Genomic DNA, 17,280 nt, shown 5'->3' on the forward strand with positions numbered 1-17,280 from the left:
ATACGAAAACAGTTTGAAAAAGATATGTTTGCTGAGGCCTTGTTTTCAGAAACGATAAATCAAGCCCATCCCGTAGGGCTGTGGATAGAGGCTGAGGCGCTGCTCTAGGCTATCGTGATGTTGGAGGCGGTTGCGGCGGTGGCGTAGGTACATCCATAAATCATAACCCAACAGAAATGCGCCTTGTGCCATTATTGATTGCCCAAAACCTACAAATCGAGCTTCTTGCGCTGGTTTATCGCGGCTACTCAGCCGGCTTAGGTAATAGCCCCCGGCTACATAGCCCAAATCTAAGCCTGCATTGATTAGGAAGATGCGCTCTATCTTACGTTGCTCCAGCAACGACTCCCGAGGGTTGCGATATTGTGGCTGCCGCCCGGGGCGGGCGGCTATAAAGCCTGGCACAGCCAATGCAAGATTGACGATATTCCAATAAGCATTCATCTCATAGAAATGTTGGGTGCTGCCGTTTGTTTGCGAAGCCATTGCCAACCCACTGCCGATATTGAGCAAGGCCCAACTACCCAATACTGCGCTGCCACTGCGCTGTAGCTCACGCCGACGCTCCTCAAAAGGCTGCCATAGCTGTTGCTCCTGCGCCCACAGCTGACCAGCCCCAACCACCCAGCAAAACAAGCTTAGATATATGTAGTACTTTTTCTTTGCCATACCTCAAAAACGAGATATTCAGGGGATTGTTTCGGCACAAGAGTGTGGTGGTTAGGCGTAGTAACTCTCTTTATGTCGATATTTGTTTGAGAATTCACAAGATTTAATTCTCTTGATGCCCAAGGGTTTCCAGCACATACACTTCTCAAACCAATTTTGATTGGCTACACAAGGCCATCAATGTCTGTTAGGTCTATGGTAGCCGCTTTGCTACATTACTTACCGCTTTTCCTCTTTTGATGCTGCATTTTTGGTGCAACAACCCTAAAAGTCCAAGAGAGCACTTGACATTGTCGTTTTTTTTTGGCAATTTGTAAATGCAGGAACAAGGGAGTTAGCTTATGAAAATGACCGACGACGCAGCCCGCGCACTACAAACATATCTCGAACAAATTTTATCCTTACACCATCAACAAACACCTGAGCAAGGGGTCTTACTTACCCAAACAGAGCTCAAAGCCTTGGCCTTACAGGCAGGGCTTAGTGAAAGTGACTGGCAACGTGTGGAGCGTACCCGTGAGCGTTATTTTGCCAATGGGCGAGAGGCTTTCCGCCTACAAGATTGGGATAATGCCATTTATCTACTTACCCAAGCCGCAGCGCTGTGTCCTTATGAACCTGAAGTGCTTCATTCGCTAGCCACAGCACACATTCAGCGTTGGCAAGAGGAAAGACGTATCCACGACCGCCTCAGTGCGGAGCACTATATTGGGCGCTTACAACGAATCAACCCCCGACATAGAGGGGCAGCCCGCTTACAAGCAATGCTCAATAAAGGCCATAAGAAGCCACAACGACATCGTAGCCAACTCAAAATCATCTTGGGAGTGGGATTAATTGGCGTGTTGGCGTTATGGATTTGGGTTATGGTCAGCATACGGTACACAACCTACCGCTTGGAGAAAGTCAGGGAAGCATTTCAGCAGCTAGAAATGGCCTATCTACATCGGGAGAGTTTGTTGACAATGGCGCAGCGGTTTCAGGTAGCCAATGATCCTGTTCAGGTGCGGTTGTTTGAGGAGCTACAGCAAACCGAGGGTTTGCTCCACACCCAGTTGGCCAAAAAAATCTTACCGCTTGCCCATCAGACCAATATTACCGCTGAAGTACAGTGGGAAGAGCTGCTTACACAGCTAAGTGTTTTTGTAGCAAGTACCAATGGAGAGGCTGCTTTCGATGAGTTAGAGCAAGAAGTGATGATGGTTCAGCGCCGCATCACCCTCAAAAGCCGGCAGTACAACCAAGTATCCAATCGATACAATACACATTTAGCGTATCCACCTCAATGTTGGCTCAAACAATTCCGCCCACAACCACTCTTCAACGAATAACCATCTACCATCCCAAATCGTCAATTTATCTAATTTTCAACCGTTGACCAATGCGTAGGCTGGTGCTTATGCTGATTTGGTTGAGCTGTGCCAAAGACGCTACCGATACATTGTAGCGGCGGCTAATGCTTTCAAGTGTTTCTCCTACACTCACTTGGTGGTAGATGTTGGTGCGTACTTGGTTGCCATAATGCCTGAAATGCTCAGGCAAGAGCATAAAGCGTTCACTACGAATAGCAGGGCTGTAGCGGTTATTGAAATCAAAAATCAGCAAGGGGTCTATAGAGTTACCTTCATAGCGTACCTCAAAGTGTAGGTGTGGCCCGGTACTCCAGCCTGTGCTGCCGCCAAGGCCAATGAGTTGGCCAGCTTTTACGGCCTGCCCGCTTTCTATTTTGCGCGCACTCATATGGGCGTAGAGTGTTTCAAAACCGTTGTAGTGCCTGACAACCACAAAGTTGCCATAACCACGGTTGAAGGTAGCTATCCTGACAATACCGTCAAAAACGGCAAAGATAGGTGTGCCAATTTGGAGGTTGAGATCAACGCCGTGGTGGTAGCGCCCCCAGCGTGGCCCAAACCGCGATGTAATCAAAGTCTCCTTGAGGGGCGATGCCCAGAGCAGGCCTCGTGCGGGTTCGTATAGCTGGATGGTTAGAGGAGCGTTGAAAGCCTTCGGGTCACGCCCATAGGGGTTGATATGGTTGATATCCCACACACTGTAGTACTCAGTAGCATAAACCCAGGCACTGTCTTGGCCGATACGAATTTCTTCGCTTACTTTTACGATAGCAGGCACCCCCATGTCGATACTCAATTCGTCAAGCTCACGCACCATTGCAGGGCGTGTATCGAAAAGGTCAAAAGTTACTCCTCCGCTGGCATTGGTCAGGTTGTTGCGATCAGTATTTTGTGCTTTGGCACTGTCTTCGGCACGGAGTCGGAGTTGTTGTTCCTTTACTTTTTGGAGACTATCTTTTTGATAGGCAGGTATTTCTACGTTGTTAGCATTATTAAAACGCTTATCTTCTTGTGATTGTAGGGCGGCTACAGGCACAAGAATACAGAGCATACATACCAGAATATATGAAGATATATTCATCGAACAGGGATTACGAACAATTCAAAAATAAGTTGTTGCTATGCTTGAAGCTGAACACCAAACATAGCAACATCAATTAAATAGTATTAAGCGTGGCTTAGGGCTACCTCGCGGGCGGCAAGGTAGCGCTCTGCGTCCAAGGCGGCCATACAACCTGAGCCGGCAGCTGTGATGGCTTGGCGGTAGTTTTTGTCTTGTACGTCACCACAGGCAAATACTCCTGGGATGTTGGTATGTGCTGAGCCTGGCTTGGTTAGAATATACCCTTGCTCATCCATATCCAAAAATCCTTTGAAGATATGGGTATTGGGTTGGTGCCCGATGGCAACAAAAAAGCCCGAGGCATTGAGTTCGGTCAGCGCTTGGGTTTTGTTATTGCGTATACGCACTCCGGTTACCTCTTCTTCTCCCAACACTTCTTCTACTTCGGTATTCCAATGAATCTGGATATTGGGCAAGTTTTTGACACGGTTTTGCATAATGACAGAGGCGCGCATTTCGTCTTTGCGCACCAACATATGAACCTTACTACAAATCTTGGCCAAGTAAGAAGCTTCTTCTGCGGCGCTATCGCCGGCTCCTACAATCACTACTTCTTGATTTTTGTAGAAAAATCCATCACAAACCGCACAAGAAGACACACCACGGCCTTGCAGCTTTTTCTCTGAGTCAAGTCCTAGCCACTTGGCCGAGGCTCCGGTAGCAATGATGACGCTGTCGGCTGTGATTTCGTGGCTATCATCGATGATGACCTTATGAGGGGTGGCAGAGAAATCGACTTTGGTAGCCAAACCGATGCGTATGTCTGTACCGAAGCGTTTGGCTTGCGCTTGTAAGTCTTGCATCATTTGTGGCCCCATAATACCTTGGGGGTATCCCGGAAAGTTTTCAACTTCAGTGGTAAGCATCAACTGCCCGCCTGGCTCAATACCTTGGTACAGCACTGGGTTTAGCCCGGCGCGTGCGGCATAAATGGCGGCGGTATATCCAGCAGGGCCGGAACCGATGATGAGGCAGTGTACTTTTTCTGTAGTCATAACATTGTTGTTAATATTCAAAATTGGGTAAAATTTAGCTCTCAAGCAATACCTTGCCAAAAAGAAGCGTGGTCTAACTTTGAGCTAAATCTGTAGAAGCAACAAAAAAGCCCAAGAGTTTAGTTTCTTGGGCGTGGCATCGTGCCAATAACAGAGGATGTTTTGTTTAGCCCAGATATGGTTTCAGGGCTTTGCTGCGAGAGGTATGGCGCAGGCGGCGGATGGCCTTTTCCTTTATTTGGCGCACACGCTCACGTGTAAGGTTAAACTTCTCGCCAATCTCTTCGAGGGTCAAGGCTTGTTGACCGTTGAGGCCAAAATATAGTGTTACTACGTCGGCTTCGCGTTGGGTTAGGGTAGATAGGGCGCGTTGTACTTCCTTGCGGAGCGAATCATTGAGCAGCTCTGCGTCGGGGGTTTCCTCACTATCATTTTCCAATACATCTAGCAAGCTATTTTCCTCACCTTGGATAAAGGGCGCATCTACTGATACGTGTCTGCCTGATATTTTGAGGGTATCAATTACTTCAGAGGTGGTTACGTCTAGTACTTCGGCCAGCTCGTCGGGCGAGGGTTCGCGTTCGTACTTTTGCTCCAGCTCTGAGAAGGTCTTAGAAATCTTATTGAGGGAGCCTACGCGGTTGAGTGGCAATCGAACAATACGCGATTGTTCGGCCAGTGCTTGTAAGATAGATTGGCGAATCCACCATACGGCGTAAGAGATAAACTTGAATCCGCGTGTTTCATCAAAGCGTTGGGCGGCTTTGATAAGGCCGAGGTTTCCTTCATTAATCAAGTCTCCAAGCGAAAGCCCTTGGTTTTGGTATTGTTTGGCAACAGATACCACGAAACGCAGGTTGGCCTTGGTAAGCTTTTCAAGGGCGAGTTGGTCGCCTTCGCGAATGCGCTTGGCCAAATCTACTTCTTCGTCGGGCGTAAGCAGGTCTACCTTGCCAATTTCTTGCAAGTATTTGTCCAAAGATTGGCTTTCGCGATTGGTAATCTGCTTGCTTATCTTGAGCTGTCTCATCTAGCTAATGGGTGTGGAGAGGTTATAAACGATTGTGAAAGCGTGCTTTCACCGGAGCATCTACTGAAGGCTAATGTATAACGGTGTGTTCGTACAAAAGGTTCCGTGCTCCGGTGTTGGCTAACCAAAACTATGCCTAAATTTAGTACTTAGGTGGGCGTGGCAAGAGCACCTTTCTAGACAAACGATACTTGCCGCTCTTTTTGTCTATATCTACTAGTTTTACGGTTACTTCTTCTCCTATTTCGAGTACTCCTTCCATAGATTCGACACGCTCCCACTTGATTTCGGAGATGTGTAGCAAGCCGTCTTTGCCTGGCATAAACTCGATGAAGGCACCAAAAGGCGTAATGGTTTTGACCTTGCCTTCATACACTTCTCCTATCTCAGGCTCTGCGACAATCATTTTTACGCGGGTGCGTGCTGCATCCATCGCTGTTTGATTGGAGGCAAAGATATTGACTACACCCATACCGTCTTTTTCTTCGATAACGATAGTTGCGCCAGTTTCTTTCTGAATTTCTTGGACAATTTTACCACCGGGGCCAATCACTGCGCCTATCATATCTTGAGGAATGATGACCTTGCTGGCACGTGGTACGTGGGGTTTGAGGTCGGGGCGTGGGGCATCTATGGTGGCGGTCATGCGAGAGAGGATATGTAGGCGACCTTCACGGGCTTGCGCCAAAGCCTCTTGCAAAACAGCATGTGTCAATCCATTGGTTTTGATATCCATCTGTACGGCAGTGATACCTTCGGTAGTACCAGCTACTTTGAAGTCCATATCGCCGAGGTGGTCTTCATCACCTAGAATATCAGAGAGGATGGCATACTTGCCAGTACTTTCATCTGTAATCAAGCCCATAGCGATACCAGCCACAGGAGCTTTGATAGGGATACCTGCGTCCATAAGTGCCAAAATACCGGCGCAGACCGTAGCCATGGAAGAAGAACCATTTGACTCTAGAATATCTGAAACGATACGGATGGTGTAGGGGTTTTGGTCGTCTGGGGGCAATACGGGCTTGATAGCGCGGTAGGCAAGGTTACCGTGTCCTATTTCGCGTCGTCCGGGACCTCGGTTGGGGCGTACTTCTCCGGTTGAGAAGGAAGGGAAGTTATAATGCAACATAAAGCGCTGGTATCCTGTACGGGTAGCGCCGTCTATTTGCAGCTCATCGAGCTTAGTCCCTAAGGTTACGGTAGTCAGTGATTGGGTTTCGCCACGTGTAAAGACCGCTGATCCGTGTGCTGAGGGGAGATAGTCTACTTCGCTCCAAATATCACGAATTTGGTTGAGGTTGCGGCGGTCAAGGCGGCTGCGCTCATCAAGTATACAGTTGCGGCAGGCATCTTTGCGAATTTTGTAGTAGTAGCGGTTGAGCAGGGTATCATTCACCTCTTCTCCTGCGGCCTCTTTGGCGGCTTTTTCGGCCTCTACAAACTGGTCAAACAGTGTCTTGAAAGCCTCACTGCGTGCGTTTTTGTCTTCTGGCGGGTTTTTGGCTATATCGAGCATTGCTGGGTAGAGCGCGTCATACATCCGCTTTTTGAGATCCTCATCATCAGGGAGTTCGTGAGAGTAAGTGCGTTTTTCAGTCTTGCCTACGGCTTGTGTGAGTGCTTTTTGGAGCAAACACTGTGCTTTGATGGCTTCGTGACCTACCCGAATGGCTTCGAGCAATACTTCTTCGGGAACTTCCTTCATTTCGCCCTCAATCATCACAACACTATCATAAGAAGCTCCAATCATCATATCCAGATCTGCACGCTCCAACTGAGAAGTAGTAGGGTTGACTACAAAAGCGCCATCTACTCGGGCTACGCGCACTTCGGAGATAGGCCCGTTGAAGGGGATATCCGAAACGGCAAGTGCCGCAGAAGCAGCAAAAGCAGCAAAAGCATCTGCCGGAATCTCAGGGTCTGCCGAAATCAAAAAGATATTGACTTGGGTGTCGCTGTGGTAGTCATCAGGGAAAAGCGGGCGTAGCGCACGGTCTACCAAGCGAGAGATAAGAATTTCGTGATCAGATAGGCGCCCCTCACGTTTGAGGAAACCACCGGGGATGCGGCCAGAAGAAGCAAATTTTTCTTGATAGTCAACAGATAGCGGCAGAAAGTCGATACCTTCGCGGGCGTTTTTGTCAGACACTACTGTCGCCAGCAGCATCGTTGCGCCGGCTTTCAGTACTACAGCGCCATCAGCTTGGCGTGCGAGTCGACCGGTTTCGAGCGTAACGGCAGTACCGTTGGGCATCGTGATGGTTTGGGTGATGATTTGTTGTGAGGGCATGAGGCAGTTATTCTATTGTTGTAACATCGGACATAAAAGCATACAGACAGAAGGCGAGTATACGGGAATACAAACAGCGGCAGCTTGAAAAAAATTAAGAATGAAAGCAGACTTCATTCTTAATTTCTTTACGTTTCATCAAGTCGATAATAAGATATTGGAGCTTCGGATTATTTACGCAAGCCTAGCTCGGCGATGATGGCGCGGTAGCGCTCAATATCCGTTTTGATGAGATAATTCAGGAGGCGACGACGCTTACCCACGAGCTTCAAAAGACCCAAACGGCTTGAGTGGTCTTTTTTGTTGCTTTTCAAGTGGTCTGTCAAGTGATTGATACGGAATGTGAAGAGTGCAATCTGTGATTCGGGAGAGCCGGTATCTTTAGCGTTTTTGTTACGACCGCTTTCTTCAAAAATGCTTTGTTTTTTTTCTTTGCTTAAGTACATATTTTTTTGATGAAAATAAAATACGTTGGTGATTGATATTTGCTTACAATTGGCAAAGGTAGCTAATCTCACATTAGGAAGCAATGATATCTTTGTTTTTTTGGCGCACAAAGTAGCCTTTTATTCGGTTGAACAACACATAGTAAGCGTCGGCTTCGAGTAGTCGGGAGTCGTTGCGGGCTTGGCGCAAGAAAAACAGGCCTACACCCAGCATCAGGAGATGGGGCATCCACATCCCAACCAATACAGGCACAACATCTTCTTTGGCCCATTTTTCGCCAGTCATTGTCATGATGTAGAGCAAGACAAAGAAAAGGATTGAAATCAAGATAGGAACTCCCAGCCCACCTTTCTTGATAATGGATCCTAGTGGGGCGCCAATCAAGAACATCGTAAAACAGGCAAAGGCTTGGGTAAACTTGCGCCATTTTTCGATTGTAAAGCTGTTCTTATCTCGGTGTGTGTTGTGGTACATCATCTGCCTTGTGTTGACTAGGCTTTGTAGGTTTCGGGCTTCGTTATAGGCTTGTTCGAGAAGTTGTTTTTGGTTGAGGGCTTGTTCGAAGCTCTCGTAAGGGTCTAAAGAAGCTACTTCTTCTTGCCAATCCTTGAGGGTCTGCGCTTTTTGCCTGCGTATTTGAAAGACAGTATCGTTGCGGTCGGCAAATTTATAGCGATAATAAGGAGTGATAGAAGCATACATAGAGCTTAGTTGCTTCTGCTCAGAACGCTGTAACGAGTCTATATCACCGTTGAGTTGACTCACATTGCGCATTACTTTATTACTGCTAAAGAGATTTTCGTCAGTACGCTTGAGGTCAAAAGACTCTAGGCTGAAGACAATCTTGTTTTTGTCAAAAACGCTACGCATAAACTCGTCGGTCATAGGTGTGTTATTTTCGCCAAAGTTTTGGTGGTAGCTTTTGCCGTCAAAAAGTTCCAAGACTAGGTATGTATCGTTTTTGATGGTATACATCTTTCCCGACTTGGCCACATACAGTTCGTTGTTGCCTCGATCTTTGGTATGGTTATAAATAATGACATCTTGCAGGCCTTGTCCATCAGCTAATTTTTTGCTTACTCGCACGCTGTAGCCTGGCAGTCCGGCATAAAAGGCACCTTCTTTGAGGTCGAGTGAAGGCTTTTTCTGTCGAATATCGTACAACAAGCTGTAGGCCTTGAGGTTGGCCCAAGGCATCACTTTGTTGCTAAACCAAAAAGAAGCCACTACCAAAAGTAGCGAAATGATAAAAATAGGCACAAGCACCCGCAACAGCGAAATTCCCGCACTCTTGATGGCTGTAAGTTCGTAATGTTCTCCTAGGTTGCCAAAAGTAATCAGAGAGGCTATCAGGATAGCCAAGGGCAAGGCCAATGGAACTAGGTTGAGGGCAAAATAAAACATCAGCTGCCCAATCACATCGAAGGTCAAGTCTTTCCCGACTAGGTCTTCCATAAAGCCGACCATGTTCTGGGTTAGTAGGATAAACACTACCACTGAGAGTGTGATAACGAAAGGCCCTAAAAAGGCCTGCAACATTATTTTGTCAATCTTTTTAATCATGGGCAATGCAAGGCGCAGCAACACGCCTCAAAGGTTATCAAGGCGCAAGTTACATCTTTTACACGATATAGCCACAAGCTTAGCCCCCAACAATCTCGCGCAATTGATGCACCAAACCCTCCCAGAGCGAGTCGAGGTCGTTCTCATCACTGACTTCGGAGTAGTCTACGACTTTGAGAAAAGTGGTATTGGTCATCTCATTTTCTTGCAGGCGCAGCTCTATATAGGCAGGGGAGGAGTCATCCTCGGTTTCGGTGTTTTCAAACTCAAACTTGATTTGCTTGTTACTACGCATTACGACCACCTTGGCATAATGATCTTCATTGTCCCAAACAAAATGCAGTTTTTTTTGCCCCAGCTCGCGCACACTATCAGCAAACCAAGTCTGTAGGCCTGATGCTGTAGACAAATAAGGAAAGAGCATCCTTGCTGAGGCTTTTAGCTCAAACTCTTGGGTATATTTGAATTTGGACATAGTTGATGACATCACATTAGTTTGGAATAGTGTTAAAAATTTTTCGACTTGGTTTTGGTTTATCAAAAAAAAGTCGCTATGTTTGCATCCGCTTTGGCGAGGTAGCTCAGATGGTTAGAGCGTCGGATTCATAACCCGGAGGTCGAGGGTTCGATTCCCTCCTTCGCTACACTTCCTCTTAAAGGCCGGTAAGTTATCACTTATCGGCTTTTCTCTTGCCCTATACCCAACTACGCAACCTTAGTGTCAACGGCCTGATGGCAATATAGTGGCAAAGCTGGAATATGCACAAATTTTTTAGCGTTTTTTGTGAATATCTCGATTAGATATACCTGAGCAGCCTCTCATAAGGGCGTGCATCATCGGGCAACAACGAACAAACTCACCATTGGATATTTTCAGAAAAGTACCCCCCCGACCGTAAAGCAGCACTAACCTCCAACTTTGGGGGGAATTTGTTACAAAAATGAAATTCTTGTAGCATTGTGATGTATGCTGAGCTATAAAATTTCAAAAATATCCTGTAGTGTAACGAACAAAACCAATCCCGAACCAAGCGCGTAGGAAGATTGTTAAACAGTAATAGACGGGCTGTAGCTCGGTGTGCAATAATCTTGAGTAGGTATTTCTAATCAGGAAGCCAATGATTACAAAACAATAGCTTTTGTATAAATGGCTGTTAGTCAGTATACACAGCGGTTTTTAGTATCTATAAAGCAGCTCGTTGAAGAGCTAAAAGCCATCAACAAAACAAAAAATAAGCACAATTATTTTGTTTTGTTCCAAAAAGCAACTACGTTTGCAGCCCTATTTGGCGAGGTAGCTCAGATGGTTAGAGCGTCGGATTCATAACCCGGAGGTCGAGGGTTCGATTCCCTCTTTCGCTACATTTTCTTTTTCAAAAAAACCGGTAAGTACGCTTATCGGTTTTTTTGTGCCTTGCAATTGGATTTTATCGTACACCACTGGATATTTTTGAAAAAATAGCTTAGCGCTCCAGTTTCGAGACAAGCTGAGGCCTCATTTTGGGGGTAAAATGAGACTTAGCCCGCAGTTTTAACTGTGGGGTTTGAAAAATGTCCAGTGGTGTGAGTGAATCATAACCCTATTTTTTACGTTCATAAAAATCCACTTGACTATCAAAAGCCTATGTATTCAAAAATACACCTACTGAGTGCAATATTATTGTGCGTATTCTTCACACCTATTTATGCTCAACAAAACGCCCAAGACTACTACCGCAAAGCTTGTCAACATCTCAAGGGCAATGAGTATACCCTTGCTTTAGAGGCCATCGACCAAATTATAGAGGGGAAGCTCCTACAAACCCACCAGCTGCCCGACCGGGTCGATATGCCTAAAATAACAGCCCAAAATTGGACAATCAATCAAGGCCAACACCTTATTGTTACGCAGTATAATGGGCTAAATGTACAATTGATGGATATAGACCTTGAGGTTGATTTTTTGGCTGACGATGACGCTGCTGCGGCCACCGGCCCAGACCAGCTAGCCTCTAAGCAATATTTGGCTTGGGCGCAGGTTTTTCAGAAGCGAGGAGAAATCTTGCTCAAAATGAAGCGTTTCGAAGAAGCGCTCGAAAGCTTTGAACGCGTTTGTGCTTTAGCGCCCGATAAGGCTGTGGCGCATTTCTACCGAGCCAGGGCGCTTTCTACCAAGGCCGAAAGGCTAGACCAAGCCCTAGAGGCTGTTAACGAAGCTATCCGTCTCGATGACAAACAAGCTATTTTCTACAACTTTAGGGGCGTACAACACCGCAGCAAAGGAAACCATCAAGGAGCTTATGATGACTACAAAAAGGCACTCGTACTAAATCCCACCTTTGCGATGGCAGCCAAAAATCTGGCGCAGTTATACCAACTAGACAAGAAGGAGGCCGAGGCGCTCAAGGTGCTTGAGCAACAAGTAGCACTCGGGGTGGAGAATAAAGATGTATATATTATGCTGGCTTGGCTGTATACAGATGCTGGCAATAACGAAAAAACCCTTATCTATGCCGCCAAAGCCGCTGATATGGGAGTAGGCGAAGGTTGGCTTTTGCAAGGGAGGGTTTATTCGCGCAAGGATAGCTACCGGGAAGCTATCCCTTACTTCAGGGAGGCGGTCTTGTTAGACCCCAAGCTGACAACGGCTTATGTAGAACTTGCCGTAGCAGAGTATATGACCGGAGACCAAGAACAGGCCTGTGTCAGTATTCAAAAAGCATTGGATGTATTGCTACAGAATGGTGAAGAGCAAACCTCATCTTCGTTTCAAACAGTCGAAAAAATCAAGCTGCAAGTGGGGTGTAAATGATGTTGATTATACTACTTTCACCCGCCCTTAGAAAACCAAAAAGCCTGTCGGTGTGGTATCCAACAGGCTTTTGATGGTTGTGCTAGTCAGGAGACAGGCTTATTGCGCAGGAGCTGCCATATACCCCACACGGCGCGCCATTAGTGCATCTCTTCCGAAGCTCTTTAGGCAGCGTTGATGTGATACAAGCGCGCCCCAAAAGGTTTTATTTTCGATATAAGGCACCCCACATTCTTCGGCAGTCTGTTTGACGATATCCGAGATAGCGCGGTAGTGTATATGACATATTTTGGGAAAGAGGTGATGTTCTATCTGAAAATTAAGCCCTCCACAGAGGAAATTGGCCAGATAGCTTTTGCGTGCGAAGTTGGCCGTGGTATGCATCTGATGTACGGCCCAGAGTGCTTCCATATTCCCATCATCATTGGGCAAGGGGAAATCAGTTCCCTCTACCACGTGCGCTAGTTGGAAAACCAAGCCTAAAACCACCCCTTCGGCAAAATGCATCACCAAAAAGCCAATGATAAACTGCCACCAAGTAATAGGCAATAACCACAACGGAAGCCCAATAAAGAGCACATAATACACTGCTTTGAAGAAAAATAGATTAAAAGCAGGTTGCCAACTGTTGCGACGATTATCATATTGGCCAATTTTCTCCTTAAAAAACTTTACATAATCCTTACGAAATACCCAAGTAAGAGAGGCAAAGCAATACAAGAAAAAGGCATAAATATGCTGATAACGCATAACAGGCTTGAGCTGATCGTGGTGTGATAGGCGTATTAGACCGGGGGCTATTTCTATATCTTCGTCATGGCCGGCTATATTGGTGTACATATGGTGTACGTTGTTGTGTGTTACTTTCCAGACTTCCACATTGGCTCCAATCAAATAAAAGCTACTACCAACGAGTCGGTTTACCCAGTTTTTGGGGGAATAAGCGCCATGCATTCCATCGTGAGAGATATTGAAACCAATAAAGGCCTGGAACATCCCCAACAGGGCAGCCAAACCTAACATCGCCCAAAGTCCGAAACCTCCCCACAAAATCAGGCTATACAACAAGACCGCACCGCCCATAAAAAAGAAAGTTTTGAACACCATGGCAGCGTTGGCGTGTTTGGAAAGGTTATTGTCATTGAAATAGGCTTGCACACGCTTTTTGACAAGCGGGTGAAATTGTTGTTCGGAGTTGGTTTTAGCAGTTCGGCCAAACTTTAGGGTAGTACTCATAAATTGTAAAGGAAAATAAAACGGAATAGGTGTGTAAGTGAAAGAGCGGTGCTGTAAATAGCCCTATCGCCAAGCCTAAGGTTATTTTTGTATGGCATTAATGAAAACATTAGGGTTTCATCGAAAATAAGTCTTGCTTTTGCTTGGTTGGCTAAAGTTGTTGATATTTTTTGTGAAAACCTATTTTAGCCAAAAAAAATTTCTCGTTTATTTTCTTTTAACCAACCAACATACTGTCGAAATACAACAACAAATCGGGCTGACTGCTGATTTGAAAACAAACTCCTAGTGCATCAATTGCCATATTTCGCCATTATTAAACTCAAACCGAACAAAGCCTTCGGCGGGTGTGTAGTACATCAGGCGGATATCGGTAGGTTCGGTAAAGAAAGTTCGGATTTCATAGACATTCTGATACTGATACCCCTCAAGGTCGAGTTTTTGATGTGTAGGAGTCTTGTAAGTATAACGTTGGCGATAGTACTGAAAAACCAGCTCCACTCCTTGGGTTTGTTGAGCATGTTTATATACCATTACTGTTGGCCACTGGCGGGCTTGGGCCAGTGCGGGAGCGGCTAGGTTACTGCGTAGACTTGCTCCGTCGGTATGGGGGGCGCAAGTGGGGCTGTTACCGTCTTCGGCCAAAGGGGCAGCTGCTTCGACACGGTGCGTATCGGCAGGTTGTTGGGTAGCCAGATAGCGTACAAAAAGCTGTGAAGTATCGGTTTGGTAGGCCAAAAGTGCCCGTTCTTGTGGGGTAAACTCCGCCTTTATCGGAGTACGGGTATTGCACATACAACAGATGCAAGTAAAACCCGCTAAAATACAATTTAGCAGCAGCTTTGAAGGCCTGATGTGTTTTTTGAAGTTTGAGGTGTGCATATTGAGGCAGTTTTTATACATTTGTTCTAACAACAAAACGCAAGAGGCGTATGTCGAGTTGCTTTTTCGCATATTCACAGCCATACTTACGCAGATACTGAACTTATGACCACACTTTTGATATTTCTACCCTTTTTGGTAGTTTTTGGGCTGGCTGCGGTATATGCCGAGCGTAAAATATCGGCCTATATCCAAGACCGGATGGGACCGATGGAGGTGGGGCCACGAGGCTTACTCCAAACAGTGGCCGATATTCTCAAACTCTTACAAAAAGAAGACATCACGCCACAAGGAGCTGATAAATGGCTTTTTACCCTTGCACCGATTTTGATTTTTACGGTCATCTTTGCAGGGTTTGCTGTGATTCCGCTTGCGCCAGAGCTGGTCGGTTCAGCGGCTTATGTGGGGGTGTTTTATCTCTTAGCCATCATCTCTCTCGACGTAATCGGCCTGTTGATGGCAGGCTGGGCTTCGGCCAGTAAGTTCCCCATTATCGGAGCGATGCGTGCAGTGGCACAAATTGTTTCTTATGAAATTCCGGCAGGCTTGGCCATCCTAAGCGTAGTGATGATTTGCCAAACCCTTGATTTACAGGAGATAAGCTACCAACAAGGTATCTGGGCAACCTATACTGCCCCCGGAAGCCGACAATACCTCTTTGGCTTGCCCGCCTTGGGCATCGACATTACGGGTGTAGGCGGATTTTTGGCTTGGAATATTGTACGTATGCCCTTGCTGAGCGTCGCCTTTCTCATCTATTTCATCGCTGCACTTGCTGAGTGTAACCGTGCGCCTTTCGATATTCCCGAAGCCGAATCAGAACTAATCGGCGGCTATCATACAGAGTACTCAGGGCTGAAGTTTGCCTTTTTTTTCCTCTCTGAATATGGGATGATGATATTGCTTTGCCTGCTGATGTCAGTCTTGTTTTTGGGTGGTTGGAATACCCCCTTGCCCAATATCGGGCCAGTGGCCTTGGCCAATTGGACTAGTGGCACCCCCGGTACTTGGTTTGGCTACCTCAGTGGTGCTTTTTGGATGCTCAGCAAGGCGCTAGTATTGTTTTTTGTACAAATGTGGGTGCGTTGGGTATATCCCCGCTTGCGCGTAGACCAGCTGATGTACCTCTGTTGGAAAGTACTCGTGCCTTTTGCTTTGGCCATTGTGTTGGCCTGTGGCGTATGGCGTTTGTGGATGGTCGGCTAAAAACAAGACAGGGAATAACGGAGTACCCAGCAGTTGTTAGGCGCGCTCCCGTAGCTGTGCTTGGCTGCGGGCTTGGTGAATAGCCGCGCTGTGGGCCTCGGCCCAATCGACAAGTGCTTTGAGATGTGGAATAAGGGTCTGGCCTATGGCAGTCAACCGGTACTCTACCTTGGGTGGGATGACAGCATAAGCTTTGCGGCTGACAAGCCCATCTTCTTCGAGCGCTTTCAAACTACTAGAAAGCATTTTTTGAGAGATGCTTTGGATATACTTATGTATTTCGCTGAACCGCAACACCTCTTCTTCTGCCAAGAGCAATAAAATCAACACAGACCACTTGTCTCCAAAACGGTCGACAATATTGCGGACGGGGCAGTTGGCTGCGTCCGCAAATTTTTTTAAATTTTCTTCGCTCATAAACGCTTGATTATCAGTTTTTCTAACTTTTTGGTAACTATCGTATACACAGGAAAGTTCTTGTGTGTACTGAAAATATTACTTACCTTTGTATTGTTGATAACCAAAAGTAAGTAACATCTAAAAAGTAACCAAATATGAGTGAGAAAATTTTAATTACAGGAGCCAATGGCCAGCTAGGCCGCGCTGTTATCGCCTATTTATTACCCCAAGTGCCTCAAGGTACTATAGCTGGCTTGGTACGCAAAGGCCACACGGCCAGTGATTTGGCCGCCTTGGGAGTAGACATTCGGGAGGGAGATTATTTTGACCAAGCCTCATTGACCAAGGCAATGCAGGGCATCGACAAAGTTCTGCTGATTTCTTCTAGTGATTTCAATGACCGTTTTGGACAACACCGCAACGTAATTGATGCCGCACATGGGGCAGGCGTAAAGCATCTGTATTATACCGGTGTTACTATCAAAGATATCAAGCACTCAGCCCTCAACCCGCTACTTGCTGACCATTTCCAAACCGAAGACTACATCAAAAGTAAAGGCTTCACCTATACTTTCTTGAGAAATGGGCTTTATGCGGAGGTCATCCCGATGTTTTTGGGAGAGCAAGTGCTCCAAACAGGGGTGTACTTCCCCGCCGGAAGCGGCTCAGTGGCTTTTGTGGCGCGTCAAGACCTCGGAGAGGCTACGGCCAATATCTTGGCCAGTGCCGGACACGACAACAAGACCTACTCCCTGACTTCGTCCCAAGTATATAGTTTTCAAGATGTTGCCGATATTCTTACCACACTAAGTGGCCAAACAGTAGGCTACTACAGTCCGGCATCGGAAGAGTACAAGGCGATGTTGAGCCAGCTTGGGCTGCCCGAGCCTGTCGTGATGATGTCTGTGTTGTTTGCCGAAGGTATGAAAAACAATGACTTCAATGAAGCAGACCATACCCTCGAAACGCTACTCGGACGCAAACAAATAGACTTGCAGACCTTCCTCAAAGGAGTGTATGGACTGTAAATATTGATTGACAAATCCCTGCTGACCCCACCATTGTGTGGGGTTATGGGTGTGCAATGCTGTTATACCCAACCAAAATTGGTTTGAGAAATGTGTGCGCCAAGAATCCTTGAGAATTCAGAAAATCAAATCTTGTGAATCTTGGTACGCCATTGGACATTTTTCACATCCCATAGTTAAAGCTGTGGGCTAAATCTCATTTTACCCCAAAATGAGGCCTCAGTTTGTCTTGTAGGTGGAGCTCAGGGCTACTTTTTCAAAAATGT

General features: G+C 46.4%; 15 protein-coding genes and 2 tRNA genes. 6 read left to right on the plus strand and 11 right to left on the minus strand.

Annotated features, from left to right (window positions below; all coding sequences use genetic code 11):
• Positions 1-45: 45 nt before the first annotated feature.
• Positions 46-669 carry a DUF6992 family protein gene (locus G499_RS18160; protein WP_051295782.1) on the minus strand — a complete coding sequence of 208 codons (624 nt, stop codon included), beginning with the start codon at positions 667-669 and terminating at the stop codon, positions 46-48.
• Positions 670-1,010: 341 nt separating this feature from the next.
• Between G499_RS18160 and G499_RS0100125 the strand changes: the two genes are divergently transcribed.
• On the plus strand, positions 1,011-2,000 hold the full coding sequence (locus G499_RS0100125; RefSeq protein ID WP_026998258.1) for a hypothetical protein: 990 nt from the start codon (positions 1,011-1,013) through the stop codon (positions 1,998-2,000).
• Between the two features lie 25 nt (positions 2,001-2,025).
• On the opposite strand, the gene G499_RS0100130 is transcribed toward G499_RS0100125, so the two are convergent.
• The 7 genes from G499_RS0100130 to G499_RS0100160 form a co-directional block, all read right to left on the minus strand.
• Entirely contained in the window at positions 2,026-3,102 is a 1,077-nt protein-coding gene (locus G499_RS0100130) for a peptidoglycan DD-metalloendopeptidase family protein (protein ID WP_051295783.1), read from the minus strand.
• Positions 3,103-3,188: 86 nt separating this feature from the next.
• Positions 3,189-4,139 carry a thioredoxin-disulfide reductase gene (gene trxB, locus G499_RS0100135; RefSeq protein WP_026998260.1) on the minus strand — a complete coding sequence of 317 codons (951 nt, stop codon included), beginning with the start codon at positions 4,137-4,139 and terminating at the stop codon, positions 3,189-3,191.
• A gap of 166 nt (positions 4,140-4,305) precedes the next feature.
• Entirely contained in the window at positions 4,306-5,169 is an 864-nt protein-coding gene (locus tag G499_RS0100140; protein ID WP_026998261.1) for a sigma-70 family RNA polymerase sigma factor, read from the minus strand.
• A 142-nt stretch (positions 5,170-5,311) separates the two neighbouring features.
• Positions 5,312-7,462, minus strand: coding sequence for a polyribonucleotide nucleotidyltransferase (pnp, locus tag G499_RS0100145; protein WP_026998262.1), 2,151 nt, complete (start codon positions 7,460-7,462; stop codon positions 5,312-5,314).
• Between the two features lie 170 nt (positions 7,463-7,632).
• Positions 7,633-7,908 carry a 30S ribosomal protein S15 gene (gene rpsO / locus G499_RS0100150; RefSeq protein WP_026998263.1) on the minus strand — a complete coding sequence of 92 codons (276 nt, stop codon included), beginning with the start codon at positions 7,906-7,908 and terminating at the stop codon, positions 7,633-7,635.
• A gap of 73 nt (positions 7,909-7,981) precedes the next feature.
• Positions 7,982-9,472 (minus strand): LptF/LptG family permease, encoded by a 1,491-nt coding sequence (locus G499_RS0100155; protein ID WP_051295784.1) that lies wholly within the window; start codon positions 9,470-9,472, stop codon positions 7,982-7,984.
• 79 nt (positions 9,473-9,551) lie between these two features.
• Complete coding sequence (locus G499_RS0100160) at positions 9,552-9,947, minus strand: START-like domain-containing protein (protein WP_026998265.1); 396 nt, start codon at positions 9,945-9,947, stop codon at positions 9,552-9,554.
• A 95-nt stretch (positions 9,948-10,042) separates the two neighbouring features.
• Here G499_RS0100160 and G499_RS0100165 point away from each other — a divergent pair.
• The 3 genes from G499_RS0100165 to G499_RS0100175 all read left to right on the plus strand — a co-directional run bounded on the left by G499_RS0100165 (position 10,043) and on the right by G499_RS0100175 (position 12,263).
• Positions 10,043-10,116 (plus strand) — tRNA-Met (locus tag G499_RS0100165).
• Between the two features lie 644 nt (positions 10,117-10,760).
• Positions 10,761-10,834, plus strand: a tRNA-Met gene (locus G499_RS0100170).
• A 262-nt stretch (positions 10,835-11,096) separates the two neighbouring features.
• Positions 11,097-12,263, plus strand: coding sequence for a tetratricopeptide repeat protein (locus tag G499_RS0100175; protein WP_081413573.1), 1,167 nt, complete (start codon positions 11,097-11,099; stop codon positions 12,261-12,263).
• Positions 12,264-12,362: 99 nt separating this feature from the next.
• Here G499_RS0100175 and G499_RS0100180 read toward each other — a convergent pair whose 3' ends face one another.
• Positions 12,363-13,499, minus strand: coding sequence for a fatty acid desaturase family protein (locus G499_RS0100180; RefSeq protein WP_026998267.1), 1,137 nt, complete (start codon positions 13,497-13,499; stop codon positions 12,363-12,365).
• A gap of 285 nt (positions 13,500-13,784) precedes the next feature.
• On the minus strand, positions 13,785-14,294 hold the full coding sequence (locus G499_RS0100190; RefSeq protein WP_026998268.1) for a hypothetical protein: 510 nt from the start codon (positions 14,292-14,294) through the stop codon (positions 13,785-13,787).
• Positions 14,295-14,486: 192 nt separating this feature from the next.
• Here G499_RS0100190 and G499_RS0100200 point away from each other — a divergent pair, with 192 nt between their 5' ends.
• Complete coding sequence (locus G499_RS0100200; protein ID WP_026998270.1) at positions 14,487-15,587, plus strand: complex I subunit 1/NuoH family protein; 1,101 nt, start codon at positions 14,487-14,489, stop codon at positions 15,585-15,587.
• Between the two features lie 36 nt (positions 15,588-15,623).
• On the opposite strand, the gene G499_RS0100205 is transcribed toward G499_RS0100200, so the two are convergent.
• Complete coding sequence (locus G499_RS0100205) at positions 15,624-16,004, minus strand: winged helix-turn-helix transcriptional regulator (protein ID WP_026998271.1); 381 nt, start codon at positions 16,002-16,004, stop codon at positions 15,624-15,626.
• 137 nt (positions 16,005-16,141) lie between these two features.
• On the opposite strand from G499_RS0100205, the gene G499_RS0100210 reads away from it, so the two are divergent.
• On the plus strand, positions 16,142-17,014 hold the full coding sequence (locus G499_RS0100210) for an SDR family oxidoreductase (protein WP_026998272.1): 873 nt from the start codon (positions 16,142-16,144) through the stop codon (positions 17,012-17,014).
• Positions 17,015-17,280 lie beyond the last annotated feature (266 nt).

It is taken from the genome of Eisenibacter elegans DSM 3317 (assembly GCF_000430505.1).
GTDB classification, from domain to species: domain Bacteria; phylum Bacteroidota; class Bacteroidia; order Cytophagales; family Microscillaceae; genus Eisenibacter; species Eisenibacter elegans.

Bases quoted from the DNA above. Each gene is read 5' to 3' on its own strand.
- G499_RS18160 (WP_051295782.1), bottom strand. From the start codon at position 669: ATGGCAAAGAAAAAGTACTACATATATCTAAGCTTGTTTTGCTGGGTG.
- G499_RS0100125 (WP_026998258.1), top strand. From the start codon at position 1,011: ATGAAAATGACCGACGACGCAGCCCGCGCACTACAAACATATCTCGAA.
- G499_RS0100130 (WP_051295783.1), bottom strand. From the start codon at position 3,102: ATGAATATATCTTCATATATTCTGGTATGTATGCTCTGTATTCTTGTG.
- trxB (WP_026998260.1), bottom strand. From the start codon at position 4,139: ATGACTACAGAAAAAGTACACTGCCTCATCATCGGTTCCGGCCCTGCT.
- G499_RS0100140 (WP_026998261.1), bottom strand. From the start codon at position 5,169: ATGAGACAGCTCAAGATAAGCAAGCAGATTACCAATCGCGAAAGCCAA.
- pnp (WP_026998262.1), bottom strand. From the start codon at position 7,462: ATGCCCTCACAACAAATCATCACCCAAACCATCACGATGCCCAACGGT.
- rpsO (WP_026998263.1), bottom strand. From the start codon at position 7,908: ATGTACTTAAGCAAAGAAAAAAAACAAAGCATTTTTGAAGAAAGCGGT.
- G499_RS0100155 (WP_051295784.1), bottom strand. From the start codon at position 9,472: ATGATTAAAAAGATTGACAAAATAATGTTGCAGGCCTTTTTAGGGCCT.
- G499_RS0100160 (WP_026998265.1), bottom strand. From the start codon at position 9,947: ATGTCCAAATTCAAATATACCCAAGAGTTTGAGCTAAAAGCCTCAGCA.
- G499_RS0100175 (WP_081413573.1), top strand. From the start codon at position 11,097: ATGTATTCAAAAATACACCTACTGAGTGCAATATTATTGTGCGTATTC.
- G499_RS0100180 (WP_026998267.1), bottom strand. From the start codon at position 13,499: ATGAGTACTACCCTAAAGTTTGGCCGAACTGCTAAAACCAACTCCGAA.
- G499_RS0100190 (WP_026998268.1), bottom strand. From the start codon at position 14,294: ATGTGCAATACCCGTACTCCGATAAAGGCGGAGTTTACCCCACAAGAA.
- G499_RS0100200 (WP_026998270.1), top strand. From the start codon at position 14,487: ATGACCACACTTTTGATATTTCTACCCTTTTTGGTAGTTTTTGGGCTG.
- G499_RS0100205 (WP_026998271.1), bottom strand. From the start codon at position 16,004: ATGAGCGAAGAAAATTTAAAAAAATTTGCGGACGCAGCCAACTGCCCC.
- G499_RS0100210 (WP_026998272.1), top strand. From the start codon at position 16,142: ATGAGTGAGAAAATTTTAATTACAGGAGCCAATGGCCAGCTAGGCCGC.